The organism is Roseovarius sp. SCSIO 43702 (genome assembly GCF_019599045.1).
Lineage (GTDB): Bacteria > Pseudomonadota > Alphaproteobacteria > Rhodobacterales > Rhodobacteraceae > Roseovarius.
The window spans coordinates 2,526,026-2,548,425 of record NZ_CP080623.1; the positions used below are offsets into that span (position 1 = coordinate 2,526,026).

Here is a 22,400-nt window from a genome sequence, read left to right on the forward strand (position 1 = left end):
CTACCCCGCCATGAGCGACGTGGCCGCCGCGCGCGCCTCGTCGGTGATGCGGTCGCCCGAAAGCATGCGGGCGATCTCGTCCACGCGGTCCGGTGGCGCGAGGGGAATGACGCGCGAGAGGGTCTCGTCGCCCGTCGTGCTTTTCTCGACGCGCCAGTGGTGATCGGCGAGCGCGGCCACCTGCGGAGAATGCGTGACGACGAGGACCTGTCCGTTCGCCGCCAGCGCCGCCAGCCTGCGCCCCACCGCATCCGCCGTGGCACCGCCCACGCCGCGGTCGATCTCGTCGAAGATCAGGGTGAGGCCCGAGGCTTCGCCCACCAGGCAGACCTTGAGCGCGAGGAGAAAGCGGCTGAGCTCGCCGCCCGAGGCGATGCGGTTGAGCGGACCGGACGGGGCGCCGGGGTTGGTCGCGACCTCGAAGGTCACGTCGTCCACGCCGGTGGGGCCAGGTTCGGCCGGTGTGATGCGGGTGGTGAATACCGCGCGCTCCATCCTGAGCGGGGCGAGCTCGGTCGTGACGGCGCTGTCGAGGCGGGCGGCGGCCTCGGTCCGCGCCGCGGTGAGGCGGGTCGCGGCGTCGGTATAGGCGGTGTCACGCCCGGCGAGGTCGGCGCGCAGGGCCGCCACGCGATCGTCGCCCTGATCGAGGGACGCAAGCCGCGTGCGCAGATCTTCGGCGAACTGCCCCAGGTCATCGGGAGCGACATCGTGCTTGCGCGCCAGCGCGCGGATGGCGAAGAGCCGTTCCTCGCAGGCCTCGAGCTCGTTGGGGTCGAAATCGAGCGCATCGAGACAGGTGGCGATGCCGCGCGCGGCCTCGTCCAGCTCGACCATGGCGCGGCCGAGCGCGGCCATGGGCTCGTCAAGCTGTCCCTCGGCGCGGTCGGCCACGCCTTCGAGCCAGCGCAGCGCATCCGCGGAGGCACCTTCGGCGCCATCGGTGCCGATGGCCTGCGCGGCGCGGGCGATGTCCTCGCGGATCTTCTCGGCGCCCTGCATCAGGCGGCGGCGGGTGTCGAGCGCCTCGTCCTCGCCCGGCTGCGGGTCGAGCGCGTCGAGCTCGGAGACAGCGTGGCGCAGGAAGTCCTCCTCGGCGCGCATGGCCTCGAGCGCCGCCTCCGCCTCGGCAAGCGCGCGGGCGGCGGCGGCGCGGGCGCGCCACGCGTCGCGCAGGGCAGCGAGGAGCGGCTCGTGCTGGCCATACTGGTCGAGAAGCGCGCGGTGGCCGCGCGGGTTGAGAAGGCCGCGGTCGTCATGCTGGCCGTGTAGCTCGATCAGCGTGTCGGACAGCTGTCGCAGCACCTCGCCCGAGCAACGGCGGTCGTTCACCCACGCGGTCTTGCGCCCGTCCGCAGTGTTGACGCGGCGCAGGATGAGCGTGTCGTCCGCCGGCAGGCCCGCCTCGGCCAGGACCGCATGGGCGGGATGATCGGCAGGCAGATCGAACTCGGCCACGACCTCGCCCTGAGCGACCCCCTGGCGGACAAGCTCGGCCCGACCGCGCCAGCCCAGCACGAATCCGAGGCTGTCGAGCAGGATCGACTTGCCGGCGCCCGTTTCGCCGGTGAGCACGTTGAGGCCGGGCCGGAACTCGAGCTCAAGCCGGTCGATGATGAGCATGTCGCGAATATCAAGACTTCGCAGCATAGAGCGAATCCCGTCCGGGCGGGCCCTACCCCGCCGCCGTTGTCAGAGCCATTCGCCCTTGATCATCTGGCGATAGATCTTGCGCAGCCAGTTGTCGCCCGCGGGTTCGGGCCGCAGTCCGCGTGCGGTGAGAAGCGCGTAGCTGTCCTCGTACCACCGGGTGGCGCGGAAGTTGTGGCCCAGGATCGCGCCGGCGGTCTGCGCCTCGTTGTTGAGGCCAAGCGAGAGATATGCCTCGACCAGCCGGTGCAGCGCCTCGGGCGTGTGCGAGGTGGTCTGGAAATCCTCGACCACGACGCGGAAACGGTTGATCGCGGCGCTGAAATGGTCGCGCTTGAGATAGTAGCGGCCGACCTCCATCTCCTTCGACGCGAGATGATCGAAGGCGAGGTCGAATTTCAGGATCGACGAGCGCGCATATTCGCTGTCGGGATAGATCTCGATCACCTTGCGCAACTCCTGGAGCGCGAGGAAGGTCAGGCCCTGGTCGCGGCCGACCTCGTCGATCTGGTCATAATAGCTGAGCGCGAGGAGATACTGCGCATAGGCCGCATCCTCATCCGTGGGATAGAAGTCGATGTAACGCTGCGCGGCGGCGCGGCTCGCCTCGTAATCCTTGTCGAGGTGATGGGCGTAGGCCTGCATGATCACCGCGCGCTTGGTCAGGTTGGAATAGGGATAGAGCCTCTCGACCTCGGCGAAGCTCTGGGCGGCGAGATCGGGATTGTTGTTCGACAGGTCGTATTCGGCGCGTTCGAAAATCTGCTGGGCGGTGTAATTCTCGTAATCCAGCTCGCCCCGCTCGACCCGGCCGCGGATGGTCGAACACCCGGCCACGAAGGCCACGAGGACAAGGGATCCGATCAGCTTTGTCCGGAAGGTGCCGAAAGTCATACTGGATGCGTCCCCAAATCCACGTCGCTAGGCGATGTTTACCGCATCGCCCGACACGGTGCTAGCATAGAAATCCCCGGTGCAAAACGGGGGCCGTGCATTTTGTCATCCATGCCGCATGGCGGGTGTGGCACAGGCGCAAGGCACGGAGATTCATCGAGGGTTTTGGACGAGATGAGAGTGCCGCCACCGCCTTCGGCAGGGGCGCGCCGGTATCACGCGACCTTGGGAATCTCGCCCCAGTGGACGCCGGCGCCGGGCAGCTTGGCCGCGAGACGATCGTCGCATTCCACCCATTCGACAGCGCCGGGCGTCGCGAAGAGAACGCGCAGCAATTCGTTGGTCAGCGCGTGACCCGCGCGACTTCCCTCGTAATGGCCGAGGATGGGCGCACCGGCGAGCGCCAGGTCGCCCAGGGCGTCGAGCATCTTGTGGCGCACGGCCTCGTCGGCGTGGCGCAGGCCGCCGGGGCTCAGCACCTTGTCGCCGTCGAACACCACCGCGTTGTCAAGCGTGCCGCCCCGTGCGAGGCCGTTGGCGAGCATCGTGTCGATATCGGCCTTGCGGCAGAAGGTGCGGCTGTCGGAAAGTTCGCGCACGAAACTGCCGTTGGACATGTTCAGGCGTTTCTTCTGAACGCCGATGGCCGAATCGGCGAAGTCGATGTCGAATTCGATGAGAAGCGCATCATGGGGCGAGAGACGCGCGCGGGCCGCGCCGCGCGCGACCTCGACGGGTTTCAGAACCCGGAGCGCGAGGACCGGCGCATCGAGACGGGTCAGACCGGCGGTGAGGATGCCGCGCACGAAGCTGATCGAGCTGCCGTCGAGAATGGGCACTTCGGGACCGTCGACCGTGACCAACGCGTTGTGGATGCCGCAGCCCATGAGCGCGGCCATGACATGCTCGACCGTCGAGACCGAGGTGCCGTGTTCGTTCTCAAGCCGGGTGCAAAGCGGGGTCTGGACGACATGATCCCAGAGCGCCGGGATATCGGCCGCCTCTGCCGCCACGTCGAGCCGGCGAAACCGGATGCCCGCGCCCGCCGCGGCCGGATGGATACAAAGGCGAGCCGGGGCGCCGGAATGGAGCCCGATCCCTTCGAATTCGGCGATTTGTCCGATCGTTGTCTGCACGGTGTCCTCGACAGCCCGACGGGGCCTGTTGCCCGCATGGTTCGTTAACGAGGGGTTTAAGCGGGGGTTCCGAAACCCTCAACTCAATCTTTGCGACGATTTGTAACATGCCCGCGAAAGGTGGCGGCAGGTATTCGCCGATGCACCCAACCCCTTGATCTCAAAAAAGAAACGGCCGCCCGTGGGCGACCGTCAAACTCACCTGACTAGGCAGGTTTATGTCAATTCGCCTGCCTGCGGAGGAAGGCCGGGATCTCGATCTGTTCATCCTGTTCGGGCTCTGGCTCGACCGGGGCCGGCTGCGACTGGCGCGCCTGAAGGGTCGGCTGATGGCGCGGCGCGCGCTGAGGCTCATGCTCGGCCGCGTGACCGGTCATCCGGTTGAGCAGCGAGTTGATGCCGAAGCGCGGGCGATCGGATTGGGCGGCCTCGGGCTGCGGTTTCGGCTGGGTCGGCGCGTCTTCGGAGACCTGGCGGTTCTGCTGACCGGGCGCGCGGCCGACGGCGGCGTGGAGCCGGGCCATCGCCTCGGGCGAGGGCGTGCCGGGTGCGGGTGCCTTGGGGGCGACGAACGCTTCGAGTTCGGGTTCCGGCACATGCTCGGGCTCGGGGGCCGGACGGTAGGCCGGCGGCGGCAGGTCGTCGGCCGCGTCGTGTTCGGCCGCGTCCGCCTCGAATATGTCTTCCATCTGGTCCTCGGCGGCGGCGCGCTCGGCCTCGAAGCCACCGAAGAGCGAGGGCTCGTCGGCCTGGTGCGCCTGGGCGGCCACCTCTTCGCGCGCGGGCTCGGGCTGCGGCGCGGGAGTGTCGGCAACGGCCGCCACGGGCTCTTCCGGCGTTTCGAAGGAGGTGGTGGTGGCGAGGGGCTGCGCCAGCGAGCGGCGCGGCACCGGGATGTCGGACTTGTCGGCCGATGCGTCGATGCCGGTGGCCACGACGCTCACGCGCATCGCGCCTTCCATGGCGGTGTCGAGGGTGGATCCGACGATGATGTTCGCCTCGGCGTCCACTTCCTCGCGGATGCGGTTCGCGGCCTCGTCCAGCTCGAAGAGGGTGAGGTCATGCCCGCCAGTGATGTTGATGAGCACGCCCTTGGCGCCCTTGAGGCTGATCTCGTCGAGGAGCGGATTGGCGATGGCCTTCTCGGCGGCCTGCACGGCGCGGTCTTCGCCCTCGGCCTCGCCGGTGCCCATCATCGCCTTGCCCATCTCGTCCATCACGGCGCGCACGTCGGCGAAGTCGAGGTTGATGAGACCGGGGCGGACCATCAGGTCGGTCACGCCCTTGACGCCCTGGTAGAGCACGTCATCGGCCATCGAGAACGCTTCGGTGAAGGTCGTCTTCTCGTTGGCGAGGCGAAAGAGGTTCTGGTTGGGGATGATGATGAGCGTATCGACGACCTTCTGGAGGGCATCGACGCCATCCTCGGCCTGCTTCATCCGCTTGCCGCCCTCGAACTGGAAGGGCTTGGTCACGACGCCGACGGTCAGAACGCCCAGTTCGCGCGCGGCCTGCGCGATGATCGGCGCGGCCCCGGTGCCGGTGCCGCCGCCCATGCCGGCGGTGATAAAGCACATATGCGCACCCGCGAGGTGATCGACGATCTGCTCGATGCTCTCCTCGGCGGCGGCGGCGCCGATGGATGCCTTGGCGCCCGCGCCGAGCCCTTCGGTAACCTTGACGCCAAGCTGGATGCGGCTTTCGGCGTTCGACTGGCTGAGCGCCTGCGCGTCGGTGTTCGCGACGACGAAATCGACGCCGTCGAGCTCCTTCTCGATCATGTTGTTGACGGCGTTGCCGCCTGCCCCGCCCACGCCGAAAACGGTGATCCGGGGTTTCAGTTCTTCACGACCTGGCACGGTAAGGTTCAATGTCATCGCTCTGTCCGCCTGATGTTGCGCCCGTGTGCCGGGCCGTTTTTCTGCCTGATTAACCGCGATCTTAACCGTCACGAGCCGCAACGTCACCCAAAAATTGCGAAAAACACACAAAATATGGCCACTTTTTCGGCCCTTTTCGCGGGATTTCGCCGATTGCACGACATGTTGCGGTTACCAGTTGTCCTTGAACCATTTCACCGCGCGCTTGAGGGAGCGCGCCGGGTAGCGGTCGGCGGGCAGTTCGAAGTCCCACCATTCGTCCTGTGGATTGGCCGCGAAGAGGCAAAGGCCCACCCCGCTTGCGAAGCCCGCACCGGTCGCGGCCTGCGGCAGGCCGTTGACGCGCATGGGCCGTCCGAGGCGCACCTGCTGTCCCAGGATCCGGCTGGCCAGCCCATCGAGACCGGGGATCTGGCTGCCGCCTCCGGTCAGCACGATCTGCTGGCTGGGCAGGTGATCGAAGCCCGCCGCGTCAAGCCGGGCGCGCACCTCCTCGAGGATCTCCTCGACGCGGGGGCGCATGATGCCGATCAGCTCGGCGCGGCTCACGGTGCGGCGGTCATGCTCGTAGTCGCCGGTGTCGCCGCCGATCTCGATCATCTCGCGGTCATCCATGCCGGTAGCAACGACACCGCCGTAAAAGGTCTTGATCCGTTCGGCCGTAGCGGTGGGCACCGAGAGGCCCATCGAGATGTCGCCGGTGACATGATCGCCGCCCATTCGCACGCTGTCGGCGTAGATCATGTGTTTCTTGATGAAGATCGAAATCCCCGCCGTGCCGCCGCCCAGGTCGATGCAGGCGGCGCCGAGCTCCTGCTCATCCTCGACCAGCGACGAGATGCCCGAGACGTAGGCCGAGGAGGCGATACCGGCGAGTTCGAGATCGCACCGCTTGACACAATGCGCGAGGTTCTGGATCGCGGCCGCATCGACGGTGAGCATGTGCATGTCGGTCGCGAGCGTCTGTCCCAGTTGGCCGCGCGGGTCGATGAGGCCGGAGCGGTGATCGAGCGCGAAATTTACGGGCTGCGCGTGCAGCACCTCGCGCCCCTCGCCGTAATCCGGCACGTCGCAGGCAGAGAGCACGCGGCTGATGTCGTGCTCGGTCACCACCTGCCCCTCGATCTCGACGGATCCGGCAAGACCGTAGGAGCGCGGACCTGCGCCGGAGAAGCAGGCGATCACGTGATCCACGCGGATATTGGCCATCTTCTGGGCCGCCTGCACGGCGGTGCGGATGGCGCGCTCGGTCTCCTGCATCGCCGAGATCTCGCCAAAGCGCACCCCGCGCGAGCGGGTCGTCGCCGCGCCGATCACACGGAAGCCCGCCTGCCCCGCCATGGAGCCGATGCCATCGGCCTCGAGCCGGTCGGTGCCGTCGAACCGCAGGACGAGGCACGCGATCTTTGACGTGCCCACGTCGAGCACCGCCACCACGCCCCGTTGCATCGCCGCCTTGCGCATGTTGCGCATGGCCCGTTGGGTTTCATAAAGCTCGATCATTCCGTTTCCACCCCTGCACTCGAATTGCGCACCTGCCACCAGGCATCGACGGCGCGCTCCCTCATCCTGATGGCGGGCCGTTCGGCCAGCCGCATGTCCACGACCGCGATGTCGCGCTCGAGCATGTCCTGCGTTTCGTCGAGCACGATCACCCGCTCGAGCGCGCGCACCGGCGCGGCCTCGGGCAGAAGGATGCGCTGGTCGCGGTCCAGCACGACATCCCAGCGCCGCTCGCCCATCCGCACGAGACCCAGCATCCGCCCCTGAAGCGGGCCCGCCGCCGCGTCGAGCGCGAGCGCTTCGGCCACGTGCTTGCGGGCGCCCTCGCCCGTGATGAGAGGCATGGACATGAAATCGGCCAGCCGGTCGACCTCGGCTATGGAGACGCCCTCGATGTCGATGAGGCTCAGCCCCTTGCGCGTGCGCAGGATGGCGACCGGCTCGCGCTCGGTCACGCGCAGTTCCAGTACGCCGCCCTGCCGCAGATGCACGGCGGCACTTGCCACGGCGGGAAGATCCTCGATCGTGCGCCGGATCTGGTCGAGATCGAGGTCGAACGAGCTTGCCGGGAGCGGCATGGGAAACACGTTGCGGATGTCGGCGGCCACGTTGTCGCTTGCGCCTTCGACCTCGAGCAGGCGGACCATGAATTCGGGCCGCTCCTCGATCTGCTGGCGCAGGTCGAGCGCGGTGGTGACGACCTTCTGCTGCACGTCCGGGTCGGAAAGCCAGAAGCTCGCCGCCGCGAAGCTGATCCCGAAGGGCAGACCCACGCGCAGGAGCCGCCGGAAGAGCGGCGTCAGCATGAGCCGCTGCATCCGGTAGCTGAGCCGCGACGGGGCGGGGTCGTTCAGGGACTTCACCGGTCGCATGACGCGTCCTCCACGATCCAGCGGCAGAAGGCGCCGAAGCCGATCCCCGCCGCCTGCGCCTGTTCGGGGCTGAGCGAGGTTGGGGTCATGCCGGGCTGGGTGTTCGTCTCGAGCAGGATGAGACCGGCGAGGCCGCGCCCCTCGTCCCAGCGGAAATCGGTGCGGCTGAACCCGCGACAGCCAAGCGCGTCATGGGCACGGCGCGCATAGTCGAGGCAGGCGTCGAATATCTCGGACGGTATCTCGGCGGGGACCACGTGGCGCGAGCCGCCGACCGAATACTTGGCGTGGTAGTCATACCAGCCGTCGGTGATGATGTCGGTCACGGTCAGCGCGCGATCCCCCATCACGGTCGTGGTGAGTTCGCGGCCCGGCGCGTAAGTCTCGACCATCACGCGCTCGGGCATGTCCGGCGAGAGCGTGGGCGGGCCGTTCGCGGCCTCCCGCACGATGTAGACACCGACCGAGGACCCCTCGTTATAGGGCTTCACCACGTAGGGCGGTGTCATGGCATGGGCCGCCTCGACCGACGCGCGGTCGGTCAGGATGCTTTCCATGAAGGGAAGGCCGGCAGCGGCATAAACGTCCTTGCAGCGCTGCTTGTCCATGGCGAGCGACGAGGCGAGGACTCCGGAATGTGTATAGGGAATGCGCAGCCATTCGAGCATGCCCTGCACGCACCCATCCTCGCCCCAGCGACCGTGGAGCGCGTTGAAGACCACATCGGGAGATATCTCGACGAGACGCGATGCGAGGTCGTGGCCGGCATCGACCTCGACCACCTCGAATCCTTCGTCCCGCAATGCGGCGGCGCATTCGCGTCCTGATGACAGGGAGACCTCGCGCTCTGCCGAGGGCCCGCCCATGATAACCGCCACTTTGGGGGTGCTGCTGCTCGCGTGACCCACCTTGTGCCTCAATGTCCCGGACCGTTGTCCGGCCCTGTTCCTTGGTTTCCGGGTCCTTGGAGACCCCTTTTTATGAGATGGCCAACCGGCCTGAACTGCCTATTCCGGGGCCGTTTCGCCGACCCTCATGATTTCCCACTGTAACTCTATTCCACTGGTTTGGAAAACCTTTTTTCGCACCTCCTCGCCCAGTCCTTCGAGGTCGGCGGCCGTGGCGGTGCCGGTGTTGACGAGGAAGTTGGGATGCTTGGGGCTCATCTGTGCGCCGCCGCGCGTGGCACCGCGCATCCCCGCGTCGTCGATGACCTTCCACGCCTTGAGCTCGTGGGTGTCGTCGGCGCGGCCGGTGCTGGAATGGCCCGCCGGGTTGCGGAAGGTCGAGCCGGCAGTGCGATCCTTCGTTGGTTGCGTTTCGTCGCGCTTCCGGAGTTGCGCGGCCATCCGCTCGTGCAGGGCCTCGGGGTCGCCCCGCGGGGCATCGAAGGTGGCCGAGGTGATGACGGCACCCTCGGGCAGGTCGGTCTGGCGGTAGCGGAAATCGAGGTCGGACGCTCTGAGCGTGACCGCCTTGCCTGCGCGTGTGATCGCGGTGGCCGAGACGAAGTGGTCTGCGGTATATGTGCCGTAGCAGCCCGCGTTCATCCGCACCGCGCCGCCGATGGCGCCGGGGATCGTGCGCAGGAAGGTGAGGTCCAGCCCGGCATCGGCAGCCTTGCGCGCGACATGGGCGTCGAGCGCGGCGGCCCCGGCAGTGACGCGGGTGCCCTCGATCTCGATCCCGTTGAAGCCGCGCCCGAGGCGAATGACCACCGCGCGCAGTCCGCCGTCGCGCACGATGAGGTTCGAGCCGACGCCCATCGGGAAGACTGCGACGGCAGGGTCGAGATCGCGCAGGAAGGCGGCGAGATCCTCGTGATCGGCAGGCTGGAACAGCCAGTCCGCCGCGCCCCCCACCCGCAACCAGGTGAGATCGGCGAGCGGCCGGTCGGGCGTGAGCCTGCCGCGCGTGTCGGGAAGTTGGGGCATTGGCGCTGCCTCGGGATTGGTCGTCTTCGCCCTCGCTTAGCGCAGTCGGGGGCCGAAGGGAATCCCCCTATCGGTGCCGGATCGCCCCGGCAATGGCCCCCGCAAGCGCCCCGAGAACGCCGGCCGGGTAGAGGATGAAGAGGACGGGAAAGGTGGCGGGCGGCAGAAAGCCCAGGAGCGCGAGGCCGCAGAGGAGCACGCCCACGACCAGCGCGGCGAGAAGGCGGAGGAGTTGGCCGCCGATCTCCTCGACCTCGGCCTCGCCGTGGAACACCCAGGCCAGGAAGCCGAACAGCACGATGCCGCCCGTGGCCCAGGGCAGCATGTCGTCAAGCCAGATCGTCCCACCCATCGGGGGTCACGCCTCAGGTCACGCGGTCGCGCAACCAGCGGCCGAGATAGATCACCGGCCAGCGCAGCATCGACATCCCCGCCCCCAGGACGAAGAGGCCGACCCACGGCCCGTTCTGGTAGGTCACGAAACCCACGATCGGGACACCGAGCGCGATCAGGACGTAGGCCGCGCGCCAGTAGTTGTCGCGGCTGGGCAGCATCGCCAGGAGATTGGCGACGAGCGCCCAGAGACAGGCGAGGATCAGCGAGACGCTCATGCCGCCGCCCCCCGAAGCCGGTCTGGAAGGCCGTTGGCCCAGCCCGAGATCGACCCCGCGCCGAGGCAGACGACCATGTCACCCGGTCGCGCCTCGTCCCGCACGAGGCGGGCAAGATCGTCTTCCCCGTCGATCGCCAGCGCGTGCCGGTGTCCATGCCGGATGAGACCCTCGACAAGATCGTCGCGGCTCGCGCCTGCTATGGGTTCCTCTCCGGCGGCAAAGACCGGGGTGATGGCCACCACGTCGGCCTCGTTGAAACAGGCGCAGAACTCCTCGAAATGGTGGCTGAGCCGGGTATAGCGGTGGGGTTGATGCACCGCGATCACGCGGCCCCGCGTCGCGTGGCGCGCGGCCTTGAGGACGGCGGCGATCTCGGTCGGGTGGTGTCCGTAATCGTCGATGATGGTGACGCCATCCACCTCTCCGACGCGGGTGAAGCGGCGGTTGACACCGCGGAATCCGGCGAGCGCGTCGCGGATCTCGGATGTCTTCATCCCGAGATGTCGCGCCACGGCGACGGCGGCCAGCGCGTTGGACACGTTGTGATCGCCCGGCATCGGCAGGACGCAACCGTCGATACGAGCGTCCTCGGCCTGGAGGATCACGTCGAAATGCGCCTGCCCGTTCTCGTAGCGCAGGTTGACCGCGCGGATGTCGGCCTGGGCGTTGAAGCCGTAGGTCACGACGCGGCGGTCGGTGATCTTGCCGACGAGCGTCTGGACATCCGCGTCATCGGTGCAGCAGACGGCAAGGCCGTAGAAGGGGATGTTCGAGACGAATTCATAGAAGCCGCGATGCAGGTTTTCCTCGGTGCCCCAGTGCTCCATGTGCTCGGGGTCGATATTCGTCACGATGGCGATGGTCGCCGGCAGCCGGTTGAAGGTGCCGTCGCTTTCATCGGCCTCGACCACCATCCACTCGCCCGCGCCGGTGCGCGCGTTCGAACCGTAGGCGTGGATCACGCCGCCGTTGATCACGGTCGGATCGAATTTCCCGTGGTCGAGCAGTGCCGCCACCATCGTCGTCGTGGTCGTCTTGCCGTGGGTGCCGGCCACGGCGACGTTGTATTTGAGCCGCATCAGTTCGGCCAGCATCTCGGCCCGGCGGACGATGGGAAGGCCGCGCGCGCGGGCGGCATCGAGCTCGGGGTTGCCGGGCTTGATCGCCGACGAGATCACCACGACCTCGGCCTCGTCGATGTTCCGCGCGGCCTGCCCCTCGAAGATGAGCGCGCCGTTGGCGGCGAGGCGATCGGTGATCGGCGTACGCTTGAGGTCGGAGCCCTGCACGACATAGCCGTGATTGAGCAGCACCTCGGCGATGCCCGACATGCCGATGCCGCCGATGCCGACGAAATGGATGGGGCCCACGTCCCCGGGCAGCTTGGTTGCGGCATTCATGTCGGCTCTCCTTTCCGGGCAAGCTCCTCGACCAGGGCGGCAAGACGCTCGGTCGCGTCGGGCATGGCACAGGACAGTGCGGCGCGCGACATCTGGAGCGCGCCGTCGGGATTTTCCAGCACGATCTGGATCTGCTCCCTCATCGCGTCGACCGTGAGGCGGCTTTCGGGGATGAGGATTGTTCCACCCGCCTCCTTCAGCGCGCGGGCGTTCACCGTCTGGTGATCGCCGGTCGCGGCGGCGAAGGGGACCATGATCGAGGGACGGCCTATGACGGATATGTCGGCGACCGACGAGGCCCCTGCCCGGCTGATGACGAGCTGCGCCTCGGAAATGCGGCGCGGCACGTCGCGGAAGAAGGCTTGCACGTCGGCGTCGATGCCGTTCTCGGCATAGAAGGTCGCGACGCGCTCGGCATCCTCGTCGCGGGCCTGGTGGCTCACCCGGATATTGCGCAGGAGCGGCATCGGCAGGTTCGCAATGGCGGGCGGCACCACGTCGGACATGATGCGCGCGCCCTGGCTTCCACCCATCACGACGATGGACATCGGGTAATCGCCCGGCGGGATGTAACCCGCGCCCGCACGCTCGAGCACGGCCGCGCGGACCGGGTTGCCCACATGCACCGCTTCCACACCTTCGGGCATCTCGGTCGGCCATGTGCCGCAGGCGACCCTCGCGACCCGCTTGGCGAAGGCGCGATTGACGCGGCCCAGAACGCCGTTCTGTTCGTGGACCATGGCCGGCACGCGCAGCAGACGCGCGGCGCTCAGTGCGGGGATCGTGGGATAGCCGCCGAAGCCCACCACCACGTCCGGGCGGTCGCGCATCATCCGCGTGGCCGCACCCATGACGCCGCTCGCGATGCGAAACGGCACGAGCGCCTTTGCCGCGACGTTGCCGCGCGCGAAAGTGGCCGAAGCGATCTGTTCGATATCGACCGAATGCGGGAAACCGCCCGTGTAACGCGCCCCGCGCGCATCGGTCGAGAGCTTCACCCGCCACCCCTTGCGCAGCATGTGCTCGGCCAGGGACTGGGCCGGGAACATGTGCCCGCCCGTGCCGCCGGCGGCCATGAGGAGAAGGGGCGCGCCATCGCTCATCGCAGGCGTCCGCGCAGGATGTCGCGGATCTCGCCCTGCGGGCGCGACCGGGTGAAGGCGAAGAGCATCCCCACCGCGATGCCACCCGCGATGAGCGACGAGCCGCCGTAGCTCACGAAGGGGAGGGTCATGCCCTTGGCCGGCAGCAGGCGCACCGCGACGCCCATGTTGATCATCGCCTGGACCCCGAACATCGCCGCAAGGCCCGTGCCCGCCAGCCGGATGAAGGGATCGCGTTCGCGCATCAGCCGCACCAGCGAGCGCACCACGATCATGCAGTAGACGACGATGATCGCGAGGACGAGGACCAGCCCGTATTCCTCGGCGGCGACCGCGATGATGAAATCGGTATGGGCGTCGGGAAGCGACCATTTCACGGTCCCCTCGCCCACGCCCACGCCGAAGAACCCGCCCTCGCGGATGGCGTTCGTGGCAAAGCCGAGCTGCGTGGTGGGGTCGACCTCGGGGCTGAGGAAGCCGTCGATGCGGCGCGCGAAATGTTCGGAATTGGCATAGGCGAAGGTGCCCGCCATGACCACCGCGCCGGCCATACCCAGAAGCAGGAATATCGGCGCCCCGGCCACGAAATACATCACGCCCCAACCGAAAAGCACAAGCGCCGCCTGCCCGAAATCGGGCTGCATGGCGAGGAAGGCCACGACGAGAAGCGTCAGGACAAAGGACATCAGGAGACCCGGAGGCCCATTGATCTCGCGGCTGGCGGCGATCATCCAGGCGGCCACCACCACGAAGCCGGGCTTGAGGAATTCCGAGGGCTGGATCGAGGCGAAACCGAGACTGTACCAGCGCACCGCGCCCTTGCCGAAATCGGTGCCGAACATCGGCAGGAGGACAAGCGCCACCAGCGTCACGATGAAGCCGAGCACCGCGAGACGGCGCACGACGCGCGGGCTCATCATCGAGGTGAGCAGCATCGCCACCATGGCGAGCGAGCCGAAGAACATCTGTCGCTGCACGTAGTGAAACGGGTGAAACCCGTTCTTCTCGGCCAGCGGCGGCGAGGCCGCGAACCCCAACAGAAGCCCGATCGCGAAGAGGATCAGGACCCCCGAGATGGCCCATTTGTCGATCGTCCGCCACCACTTGGGGAGGATCGGCTCACCGTCCCGCTGGGGAACGGCTCCATACACCATTTCCGTCATGTCACCGCCACGTCTGCCTCGTTCATGTCCCGTTTTCGGGATCTTAGAGTGAAGGATAACAGGTTTGCGTCCCCCTGCAAAGCGCACAATCGGCGCTTGCGCGACGAGCGGCGCGCGCGGTCATGTCCCGACCGCAATTCGGCTGGAATCTCGCCATCTCGCCATGCGACAAGGCAAGGTGACCACGGATCATGCGCGGACCCCGATGCCTTTTCTCTATATCTATTCACCCTCGGACTTCGTGGGCGGTCTTCCCGCCGAACAGGGCGCGCAGGCCGCGGGCACGCCCGTCTTCACCCTGCAGCTGAGGCCCGGCGCGACCGGGCAGCGCATCGAGGTGAGCGACAACGAAAGCGTTTTCGACGAGGTGGACGCGACGCAGGGTCTTGCCGCGGCGGCGACGGTCGATGGCACGACCTGGGCCGCGGGCACGACGATCAACACGGCCTACGACCTCATCAATACCGCCAACGGGCACAAGGTCACGAGCTTTCATTTCGGTGGCGACGGATACCAGCAGGGCGCGGTACATGGGCTTGTGTCAACCGTTCCGCTGCAACCGGGGCAGTCCTACACGTTCAACACCGAACGGACATCGCATCGGCAGAACAACCTCTATGACGATTACGTCGCCTGCTTCACCCCCGGCACCATGATCGACACGCCGGACGGCGCGCGCGCGGTCGAGACGCTCGAGCCCGGCGACCTGGTGCTCACGCGAGATCACGGAGCGCAGGTGCTCAGGGCGCGGCCGGAACGGTGGCTTTCGCCCGAAGAGCTGGCCGCGCGGCCCCGGCTTCGGCCGGTGCGGATCGGGCGCGGAAGTCTCGGGGCCGGCCTGCCACGGCGCGACCTGCTTGTCTCGCCGCAGCACCGGATGATGGTCGCCTCGCACGTGGCGCGCCGCCTCATCGGCACGGGCGAGGTTCTCGTTCCCGCCTGCAGGCTCGCGGGCCTGCCCGGGATCGAGGTCGAGCTCGCGCCGGACGGCGTGACCTACACCCATCTCGTCCTCGACCGGCACGAGATCGTCGCGGCCGAGGGCGCCCCGACCGAGAGCTTCTATCCCGGCCCCGTCGCGCTCGCTGCGCTGCCGCCGGAGCTGCGCGCGGAGTTGGCGACGATCTTTCCCGACCTCGCGTCGTGGGAAAAAGACGCCATCGCCCCGCGGTCGCGGCCATTCGCGAACGGGTACGAGGGGCGCGCACTCGTGAAGCGGCATCGCAAATCCGCCCGCCCGCTCCTCGAGACATTCGCGAGCCTGCCCGCGCAGCGGAGCGCTTGACCGGCCGCGCGCTTTGCGGCATCGGCGGGCCATGCAGATCGACACCCTGATCCTCGGCGCCGGCGCCGCCGGAATGATGTGCGCGGCCCATGCCGGGGGGCGGGTCGTCTGTGTCGATCACGCACGCGCGCCGGGCGAGAAGATCCGCATCTCGGGCGGCGGGCGGTGCAACTTCACCAACCTGCATTGCGGCCCCGAGGCATTTCTGTCGCGCAATCCGCATTTCTGCAAATCCGCGCTCAGCCGCTACACGCAGTGGGATTTCATCGACCTCGTGGACCGGCACGGTATCGCCTGGCATGAAAAGACGCTCGGTCAGCTTTTCTGCGACGGCAAGGCGACGCAGATCGTGGACCTGCTGCGCGGGCTGATGGCCGCGGCGGGTGCGGAGCTGTGGCTCGGGACCGAGGTGGTGGAGGTCGGGCGCGATGGCGGGCTTTTCAAGGCGCGGCTCAGGCGCGAGGGACGGAACGTGTCGGTCTCGGCGCGCAACCTCGTCCTCGCGACCGGCGGCAAGTCGATCCCGAAAATGGGCGCGAGCGGGCTTGCCTATGACATCGCGCGGCAATTCGGCCTCGAACTCACCGAGACGCGGCCCGCACTGGTGCCATTCACCTTTTCGGACAAGCGCTTCGCCCCGCTGGCGGGTGTGGCGGTGCCGGTGCGGGCCGAGGCCGGCACGGGACGTTTCGAAGAAGCGATGCTCTTCACCCATCGCGGGCTCTCGGGGCCGGCGATGCTCCAGATCTCGTCCTATTGGCGGGAGGGCGAGGAAATCGCCATCGACCTGACCGGCGGCCGCGCGGTGCAGGCCGCGCTGCGCGCCGCGCGGGGCGAACGCGGCCGCGTGAACCTGGCGACCGAACTGGCCCGGCACCTGCCCCAACGGCTCGTGGAGGCGTTACCGGGGATGATGGGCGCGGACCTGGCCGGCAAGCTCGCCGATCAGAGCGACGCGCGGCTCGCCGCGCTTTGCAACGGTCTTGCCGATTGGCGTCTCAAACCCACCGGGACCGAGGGCTATCGCACCGCCGAAGTGACGCTGGGCGGGGTCGACACGGACGGGCTTTCGTCGAAGACGATGGAGGCGCGCACCTGTCCCGGCCTTTACGTGATCGGAGAAGCGGTCGATGTGACGGGCTGGCTCGGCGGCTACAATTTCCAGTGGGCGTGGGCCTCGGGCATGGCGGCGGCGCGCGCCATTGCAGAAGCCGGGCGCGATGGGAGCGCAGCCGGCTGAAGACCGCGCGGGTCGTGCGTCATGTCCAAGTGGGATGGAACCGGCCGGCCGGGGACAGGGTGAAGATCTCGCATCCATCCTTCGTCACCCCGATCGAATGCTCGAACTGCGCCGAGAGCGACTTGTCACGGGTGATGGCCGTCCAGTCATCGGCGAGCACCTTGGTCTCGGGGCGGCCGAGATTGACCATCGGTTCGATGGTGAAGAACATCCCCTCCTCGAGCACCGGGCCGGTTCGGGGCCGGCCGTAATGAAGCACGTTGGGCGGCGCGTGGAAGACACGGCCGAGACCGTGGCCGCAGAAATCGCGCACGACGGACATGCCCTGCGCCTCGACATAGGACTGGATCGCGTGACCGATGTCCCCGAAGGTGTTGCCCGGGCGCACCGCCTCGATCCCCTTCATGAGCGAGGTGTAGGTCACATCCATGAGCTTCTCGGCATATGGCTTGGGGCGGCCGGCCACGAACATGCGGCTCGTGTCGCCATACCAGCCGTCGACGATGACGGTCACGTCGACATTGAGGATATCGCCCTCGCGCAGCGTGTCATCGGACCGGGACGCCGTGTCGTTCTTCCACTTGCGGATCTTGTCACCCGGAATGCCGTGGCAGACCACATGGTTGACCGAGATGCAGGAGGCATGCCGATAGCCCTTGTAGCCGATGGTCGCCGAACGCGCGCCCGCCGCCTCGACCCGCTCTTCGATCAGGCGGTCGATCCCCGAGGTCGTCTGGCCCACATGGACGTTGTCGGCCACCATGTCGAGGATCTCGGCCGCGAGCCGTCCCGCCGCGTGCATTCCCGCGAAATCCGCCGCCTCGTGAATGCGGATGCCGTCCTTCGTCAATCTTCCGCGATGCTGTTCGTTCACGATCTGCCTCGAACCTCCGGGTCGCCCTTGTCGTTTCATCGCGCCTTATCTAGGGCCTATGCGAGAAAAGGGCCAGTGCCGGACGGAAATTCCTGTCCCGGTCAACCGCCGGAACCGAACGGCGGACGGGTCGTTTAAACTGTGACATAGCGGCTTCGGGGCCGCAGCAATGAAAAACGGGAGCCGCATCAGACATGGACGCACTCAAGGACCTCATGAACAGGGAAATCTACAACGGTCAGTCGCTGGCCGATCTCGTGACGCTGGAAACGCTCACGCAGCTTCTCGGCAACGTCGTCGCGGCGCTGGTGATCCTCGTCCTCGGCTTCGTGATCGCGGGCTGGGCCAAGCGGCGCATCGTGAACATGCCCGACCGCCATCACAGGTTGGATCAGACGCTGTTCCAGTTCCTGGGCGATATCGCGCGCTACACGATCCTGGCCTTCACCTTTCTCTTCGTACTCAACACGTTCGGGGTGCAGACCACCTCGATCATCGCGGCGATCGGTGCGGTGGGCCTTGCCATCGGCCTCGCCTTGCAGGGGACGCTGTCGAACGTGGCGGCGGGTGTGATGATCATCCTCTTCCGGCCCTTCCGCACCGGCGACTTCATCGAGGTGGCGGGCGAGATGGGCACCGTCAAGGAGATCACGCTCAACTACATCGAGCTGGCGAGCCTGTCGAACGTGCAGGTCATCATCCCCAACGCCGAGGTGTGGGGCAACGTGATGACGAATTACTCGGTCTATGACACGCGCCGGGCGGAATGGACCTTCGGGGTGGGCTATGGCGCCAATCTCGCCAAGGCAGAGGAGGTGATCCGCGACACGATCATGTCCGATCCGCGGTCCATGACCGACCCCGAGCCGTTCATCCAGGTGAACAATCTCGGCGACAGTTCGGTGGATTTCCTCGTCCGGGTCTGGGTCAGTTCGGGCGATTTCTTCCAGTACCAGGCCGACATGAAGCGCAAGGTGAAGGAGGCGCTGGACGCGGCCGATATCGACATCCCCTTCCCCACCCGCACGATCGTCAACGCCGCCTGAGCGCCGCCGCGCGGTCAGGCGGCGACGACGGGCAGTCGGTCGCGCAGCGAGATGCCCTCTGGCGTGATCGCGCAGTCATAGGCGATGACCTCGACCCCGGAGGCGCGCGCGGCCGCACAGGCGGCGGCATAGGCCGGGTCGAGATCGGCGGCGAGGGTCATCCGCGTGCAATCGGTGCGCTGGACGAGATAGAACATCACGGCGCGCTGCCCCGCCCCGGCCACGCGCGCCAGTTCCGCCAGATGCTTCGCGCCCCGCGCCGTGACGCTGTCGGGAAACTCGGCCAGGCCCGCGCTGCGCGAAAGGGTGACGGATTTCACCTCGACATAGGCGTCGGGCAGGCCGGGGCCGCCCAGGAGGAAGTCGATGCGGCTCTTCTCGCCATATCGCTGCTCGGGGCGGATCGTGTCATAGGCACGAAACTCGGGCACCTCCCCCGCCACGAGGGCCGCGCGCAGGGCGCGGTTGGGCAGGCCGGTGTCGACGCCCGTGAAGTGGCCGTTGCCGTGATCCACGAGGCGCCAGCCGAAACGAAGTTTCTTGCGCGGATCGTCGTTCGGCTCGACCCAGATGCGCGTGCCCGGTTCGGCAAGCCCCATCATCGAGCCCGGATTGGCGCAATGCGCCGTCACCTCGCGCCCGTCCTCGAGCCGGATATCGGCGAGGAACCTCTTGTAGCGGCGGAGCAGCGTCGCGGGCACAAGATCGGTTTGAAAGCGCATGGCGCGCGGCCTATACCGAAGGTCAGACGCAATCAACCCGGGACGTCCACGCGATGCCGAACCCTACCGCCGCCATGCTCGTCATCGGAGATGAAATCCTGTCGGGCCGCACCCGCGACGCCAACATGCACCACCTTGCGCAGGCCCTGACCAGGCATGGCATCGACCTGTGCGAGGCCCGCGTCGTCAGGGACCGCGAAGAGGCGATCGTGGACGCCGTGCGCGCGCTGAGCGGAGCCTTCGATCACGTCTTCACGTCGGGCGGCATCGGACCCACGCATGACGACATCACCGCCGATTGCGTGGCGCGTGCCTTCGACCGCGCGATCGACGTGCGCGACGATGCGCGCGCGATCCTCGAGGCGCATTACGACCGCCAGCAGACCGAGCTCAACGAGGCCCGTCTGCGCATGGCACGCATCCCCGAGGGGGCCACGCTCATCGACAACCCGGTGAGCGCCGCGCCGGGCTTCACGCTGGAGAACGTGCACGTGATGGCAGGGGTGCCCGCGATCTTCGAGGCGATGGTGGCAAGCGTCCTGCCCACCCTCACGGGCGGCGCGCCGATGCTGTCGCAATCGCTTCAGATCTTCCGTGGCGAGGGCGACGTGGCCGGACCGTTGCGGAAGCTCGCCGAGGCGTATCCCGACCTTTCCTTCGGCTCCTACCCGTTCCAGCGACAGGGCGCCTACGGCTCCAATGTCGTGGTTCGGGGGCAGGATCCGGGCCGCCTTGACGAGGCCATGGCGGAACTGCACCGGCTTTTCCCCGGATGAACCCCGTGCCGGATGGATTGCCGGGCATCTCGATACTTTACGAGGTGATCGAGCACACCTGGCCGCCGGCGCGCATTTTCGAACTCCCTCCCTGGACCGTCCGCGACGGGGCCGGTGGCGGCAAGCGGGTCTCGTCGGCGATCGCGCGGGGTCCGGTGCGCGCCGAGGACCTGCCGCTGGCCGAAGATGCGATGCGCCGGATGGCGCAGACCCCGCTCTTCATGATCCGCGAGGATGACGACGCGCTCGACCGGCTCTTGGGCGATCTTGGCTATGCCATCGTCGATCCGGTGCAGGTATGGGCCTGCCCGACCGCGCATCTGTGCGAAGAGGCGCCGCCGCGCACTGCGAGCTTTCACATCTGGGAGCCACTGGCGATCCAGCGCGACATCTGGGCCGACGGCGGGATCGGGCCCGAGCGTATCGCGGTGATGGAGCGGGCGAGCGCACCCAAGACATCGCTGTTCGGACGCCATGACAATCGCCCCGCGGCCACCGGCTTCGTGGCCGTTCACAAGGGGGTCGCCATGGTGCATGCCATCCACGTGGTGCCCGGACACAGGCGGGCCGGGATGGCGCGATACCTGATGATCGAGGCGGCGCGATGGGCCCGCGCGCAAGGCGCCCCGCATCTCGCCGTGGTCTGCGCGTCGGCCAACACCGCGGCGAACGCGCTCTACGCTTCCCTCGGCTTCACGCTTGTGGGACACTATCATTACCGTATCCAGAAGGAGCCAAGCGTATGAGTGACAGCCCGACCGCCCTCGACCTGCCGATGGTCGACCCGCTTCCCGAGGCGACGCGGAAATACTTCGACATCTGCCAGGAAAAGCTCGGCATGGTGCCCAACGTGCTGAAGGCCTACGCGTTCGACATCGACAAACTCGATGCCTTCACCGCCATGTATAACGACCTGATGCTGGCCGAGAGCGGGCTCACCAAGCTCGAGCGCGAGATGATCGCCGTGGTGGTCAGCTCGATCAACCGGTGCTGGTATTGCCAGGTCGCCCACGGGGCGGCGGTGCGTGCCCTTTCGGGCAGACCGGAACTTGGCGAGGCGATGGTGATGAACTGGCGCATGGCCGAACTCGACGCGCGGCAGACGGCGATGCTGGGCTTTGCCGAGAAAGTCACGCAGGAAAGTGCCAGGATCACCGAGGACGACCGCCAGGCACTTCGTGATGCGGGGTTTTCGGATCGCGACATCTGGGACATTGCGAATGTCGCGGGTTTCTTCAACATGACGAACCGCGTGGCGAGCGCGACCGCGATGCGACCCAACGCGGATTATCACGCGCAAGCACGGTGACCGCGCGGAGCCGGATCGCGGCGATAAGCGCGGGGGTCTTGATCCTCTGGGCGGGACAGGCCATCGCGCTCGACCTTCGCCTTCCGGGCAGCGCCACGCTCACGCGCGAGATCGACCGCAACCCCGAAAGCTATGACGTGCCCATCGGTCCCTGGGAGGAGGGTGTGGTTCCCGCGATCCCGGTGAAGGGCCAAGTGACGTTCCAGACCTGGCGGCTGGCCTCGAACAACCGCACCACGCTCAGCATCATGGGCGACCTCGTCGCGCAGCTCGATGCCGCGGGCTACGAGACGCTCCTGCGCTGTGCCGGCCGCGATTGCGGCGGGTTCGATTTCCGTTTCGGGATCGAAGTGCTTTCGGCGCCGGACATGTTCGTCGACCTGTTCGATTACCGCTTTCTCTCGGCCCGGCGCAACGGCGGCCCGGGCGAGCGATACGTGACCCTTCTGGTCAGCCGCTCGGACCAGGATGCGTATATCCAGATCGTGCTTGCCGATCCGCAGGGCAAGACCGCGCTCAGCGTCGAGAGCGACGGCACGGTCGCGACGTCCGAGCCCGCCCGCAGCGATGCCGGAGCCGGCGCGGCGGATGGCGGGAACGTGGATGGCGGTCCCGCGCCTTCGGACCCGGCCCGTGCATTGGTCGAGCGCGGGCATGTCGTGCTGGGCGATCTGGATTTCGGCACGGGGGCGGCGGAACTCGGGGAGGGTCCGTTCGGATCGCTCGAAAGCCTCGCGGCGTTCCTGAAGGCGGATCCGTCCCGCCGCGTGGCGCTCGTCGGGCATACCGATGTCACCGGCAATGTCGACCTCAACATCCGCCTTTCGCGCGAGCGGGCGCGCGCGGTGCTCGAGCGGCTGGTGGAGCGCCACGGCGTGCCCCGCGGACAGCTCGAGGCGGAGGGGATGGGCTATCTCGCGCCCATCGCGCCGAACCTGACACCGGCGGGCCGCGAAGCGAACCGCCGGGTCGAAGCGGTCCTTCTCAACACCGAGTGAC

General features: G+C 67.5%; 22 protein-coding genes. 7 read left to right on the forward strand and 15 right to left on the reverse strand.

The features are described 5' to 3' along the window. The 13 genes from recN to ftsW all read right to left on the reverse strand — a co-directional run bounded on the left by recN (nt 1) and on the right by ftsW (nt 14,149). Nucleotides 1-1,650 carry a DNA repair protein RecN gene (gene recN, locus K1T73_RS12510; RefSeq protein ID WP_220601020.1) on the reverse strand — a complete coding sequence of 550 codons (1,650 nt, stop codon included), beginning with the start codon at nt 1,648-1,650 and terminating at the stop codon, nt 1-3. Nucleotides 1,651-1,692: 42 nt separating this feature from the next. Further along, nucleotides 1,693-2,544 carry an outer membrane protein assembly factor BamD gene (locus K1T73_RS12515; RefSeq protein WP_220601021.1) on the reverse strand — a complete coding sequence of 284 codons (852 nt, stop codon included), beginning with the start codon at nt 2,542-2,544 and terminating at the stop codon, nt 1,693-1,695. A 215-nt stretch (nt 2,545-2,759) separates the two neighbouring features. After that, nucleotides 2,760-3,680 carry a UDP-3-O-acyl-N-acetylglucosamine deacetylase gene (gene lpxC / locus K1T73_RS12520; RefSeq protein ID WP_220601022.1) on the reverse strand — a complete coding sequence of 307 codons (921 nt, stop codon included), beginning with the start codon at nt 3,678-3,680 and terminating at the stop codon, nt 2,760-2,762. A 221-nt stretch (nt 3,681-3,901) separates the two neighbouring features. Then, nucleotides 3,902-5,557, reverse strand: a complete 1,656-nt coding sequence (ftsZ, locus tag K1T73_RS12525; protein ID WP_220601023.1) for a cell division protein FtsZ — start codon at nt 5,555-5,557, stop codon at nt 3,902-3,904. Between the two features lie 174 nt (nt 5,558-5,731). Continuing rightward, a complete protein-coding gene (ftsA, locus tag K1T73_RS12530) occupies nt 5,732-7,063 on the reverse strand; it encodes a cell division protein FtsA (protein WP_220601024.1) in 1,332 nt (443 codons plus the stop codon). Then, nucleotides 7,060-7,935: a cell division protein FtsQ/DivIB gene (locus K1T73_RS12535; protein WP_220601025.1), complete on the reverse strand. Its 876-nt coding sequence runs from the start codon at nt 7,933-7,935 to the stop codon at nt 7,060-7,062. The genes ftsA and K1T73_RS12535 overlap by 4 nt, the downstream gene beginning before the upstream one ends. Continuing rightward, nucleotides 7,923-8,801 carry a D-alanine--D-alanine ligase gene (locus tag K1T73_RS12540; RefSeq protein ID WP_409077708.1) on the reverse strand — a complete coding sequence of 293 codons (879 nt, stop codon included), beginning with the start codon at nt 8,799-8,801 and terminating at the stop codon, nt 7,923-7,925. The genes K1T73_RS12535 and K1T73_RS12540 overlap by 13 nt, the downstream gene beginning before the upstream one ends. Before the next feature lie 141 nt (nt 8,802-8,942). Beyond that, nucleotides 8,943-9,869, reverse strand: a complete 927-nt coding sequence (murB, locus tag K1T73_RS12545) for a UDP-N-acetylmuramate dehydrogenase (protein WP_220601027.1) — start codon at nt 9,867-9,869, stop codon at nt 8,943-8,945. A gap of 67 nt (nt 9,870-9,936) precedes the next feature. Next, complete coding sequence (locus K1T73_RS12550) at nt 9,937-10,221, reverse strand: hypothetical protein (protein WP_220601028.1); 285 nt, start codon at nt 10,219-10,221, stop codon at nt 9,937-9,939. A 13-nt stretch (nt 10,222-10,234) separates the two neighbouring features. Next, nucleotides 10,235-10,480: a DUF2484 family protein gene (locus K1T73_RS12555; protein WP_220601029.1), complete on the reverse strand. Its 246-nt coding sequence runs from the start codon at nt 10,478-10,480 to the stop codon at nt 10,235-10,237. Beyond that, nucleotides 10,477-11,883 carry a UDP-N-acetylmuramate--L-alanine ligase gene (gene murC, locus K1T73_RS12560; protein ID WP_220601030.1) on the reverse strand — a complete coding sequence of 469 codons (1,407 nt, stop codon included), beginning with the start codon at nt 11,881-11,883 and terminating at the stop codon, nt 10,477-10,479. The genes K1T73_RS12555 and murC overlap by 4 nt, the downstream gene beginning before the upstream one ends. Beyond that, nucleotides 11,880-12,986 (reverse strand): UDP-N-acetylglucosamine--N-acetylmuramyl-(pentapeptide) pyrophosphoryl-undecaprenol N-acetylglucosamine transferase, encoded by a 1,107-nt coding sequence (locus tag K1T73_RS12565; protein ID WP_220601031.1) that lies wholly within the window; start codon nt 12,984-12,986, stop codon nt 11,880-11,882. Before K1T73_RS12565 ends, murC begins: the two co-directional genes overlap by 4 nt. Beyond that, complete coding sequence (ftsW, locus tag K1T73_RS12570; RefSeq protein ID WP_220601032.1) at nt 12,983-14,149, reverse strand: putative lipid II flippase FtsW; 1,167 nt, start codon at nt 14,147-14,149, stop codon at nt 12,983-12,985. Before ftsW ends, K1T73_RS12565 begins: the two co-directional genes overlap by 4 nt. Nucleotides 14,150-14,354: 205 nt before the next feature. On the opposite strand from ftsW, the gene K1T73_RS12575 reads away from it, so the two are divergent. Next, on the forward strand, nt 14,355-15,434 hold the full coding sequence (locus K1T73_RS12575) for a Hint domain-containing protein (protein ID WP_220601033.1): 1,080 nt from the start codon (nt 14,355-14,357) through the stop codon (nt 15,432-15,434). Nucleotides 15,435-15,465: 31 nt separating this feature from the next. After that, on the forward strand, nt 15,466-16,674 hold the full coding sequence (locus tag K1T73_RS12580) for an NAD(P)/FAD-dependent oxidoreductase (RefSeq protein WP_220601034.1): 1,209 nt from the start codon (nt 15,466-15,468) through the stop codon (nt 16,672-16,674). A gap of 19 nt (nt 16,675-16,693) precedes the next feature. Here K1T73_RS12580 and map read toward each other — a convergent pair whose 3' ends face one another. Beyond that, the gene (gene map, locus K1T73_RS12585) at nt 16,694-17,587 is read right to left on the reverse strand and encodes a type I methionyl aminopeptidase (protein WP_220601035.1); all 894 of its coding nucleotides are present in this window, start codon (nt 17,585-17,587) and stop codon (nt 16,694-16,696) included. A 155-nt stretch (nt 17,588-17,742) separates the two neighbouring features. Between map and K1T73_RS12590 the strand changes: the two genes are divergently transcribed. Further along, the gene (locus K1T73_RS12590; protein WP_220601036.1) at nt 17,743-18,594 is read left to right on the forward strand and encodes a mechanosensitive ion channel family protein; all 852 of its coding nucleotides are present in this window, start codon (nt 17,743-17,745) and stop codon (nt 18,592-18,594) included. 14 nt (nt 18,595-18,608) lie between these two features. Here the strand turns inward: K1T73_RS12590 and sfsA are convergent, their stop codons facing one another. Then, a complete protein-coding gene (gene sfsA / locus K1T73_RS12595; RefSeq protein WP_220601037.1) occupies nt 18,609-19,316 on the reverse strand; it encodes a DNA/RNA nuclease SfsA in 708 nt (235 codons plus the stop codon). A 53-nt stretch (nt 19,317-19,369) separates the two neighbouring features. On the opposite strand from sfsA, the gene K1T73_RS12600 reads away from it, so the two are divergent. From K1T73_RS12600 to K1T73_RS12615, 4 genes are read left to right on the forward strand one after another with little or no spacing between them, the layout of a single operon-like run. Beyond that, nucleotides 19,370-20,092 (forward strand): molybdopterin-binding protein, encoded by a 723-nt coding sequence (locus K1T73_RS12600; RefSeq protein WP_220601038.1) that lies wholly within the window; start codon nt 19,370-19,372, stop codon nt 20,090-20,092. 5 nt (nt 20,093-20,097) lie between these two features. Further along, complete coding sequence (locus K1T73_RS12605) at nt 20,098-20,838, forward strand: GNAT family N-acetyltransferase (RefSeq protein WP_409077709.1); 741 nt, start codon at nt 20,098-20,100, stop codon at nt 20,836-20,838. Then, nucleotides 20,835-21,401: a peroxidase-related enzyme gene (locus tag K1T73_RS12610; RefSeq protein ID WP_220601040.1), complete on the forward strand. Its 567-nt coding sequence runs from the start codon at nt 20,835-20,837 to the stop codon at nt 21,399-21,401. Before K1T73_RS12605 ends, K1T73_RS12610 begins: the two co-directional genes overlap by 4 nt. Next, nucleotides 21,398-22,399: an OmpA family protein gene (locus K1T73_RS12615; protein WP_259400244.1), complete on the forward strand. Its 1,002-nt coding sequence runs from the start codon at nt 21,398-21,400 to the stop codon at nt 22,397-22,399. Before K1T73_RS12610 ends, K1T73_RS12615 begins: the two co-directional genes overlap by 4 nt. Nucleotide 22,400: the final 1 nt, after the last annotated feature.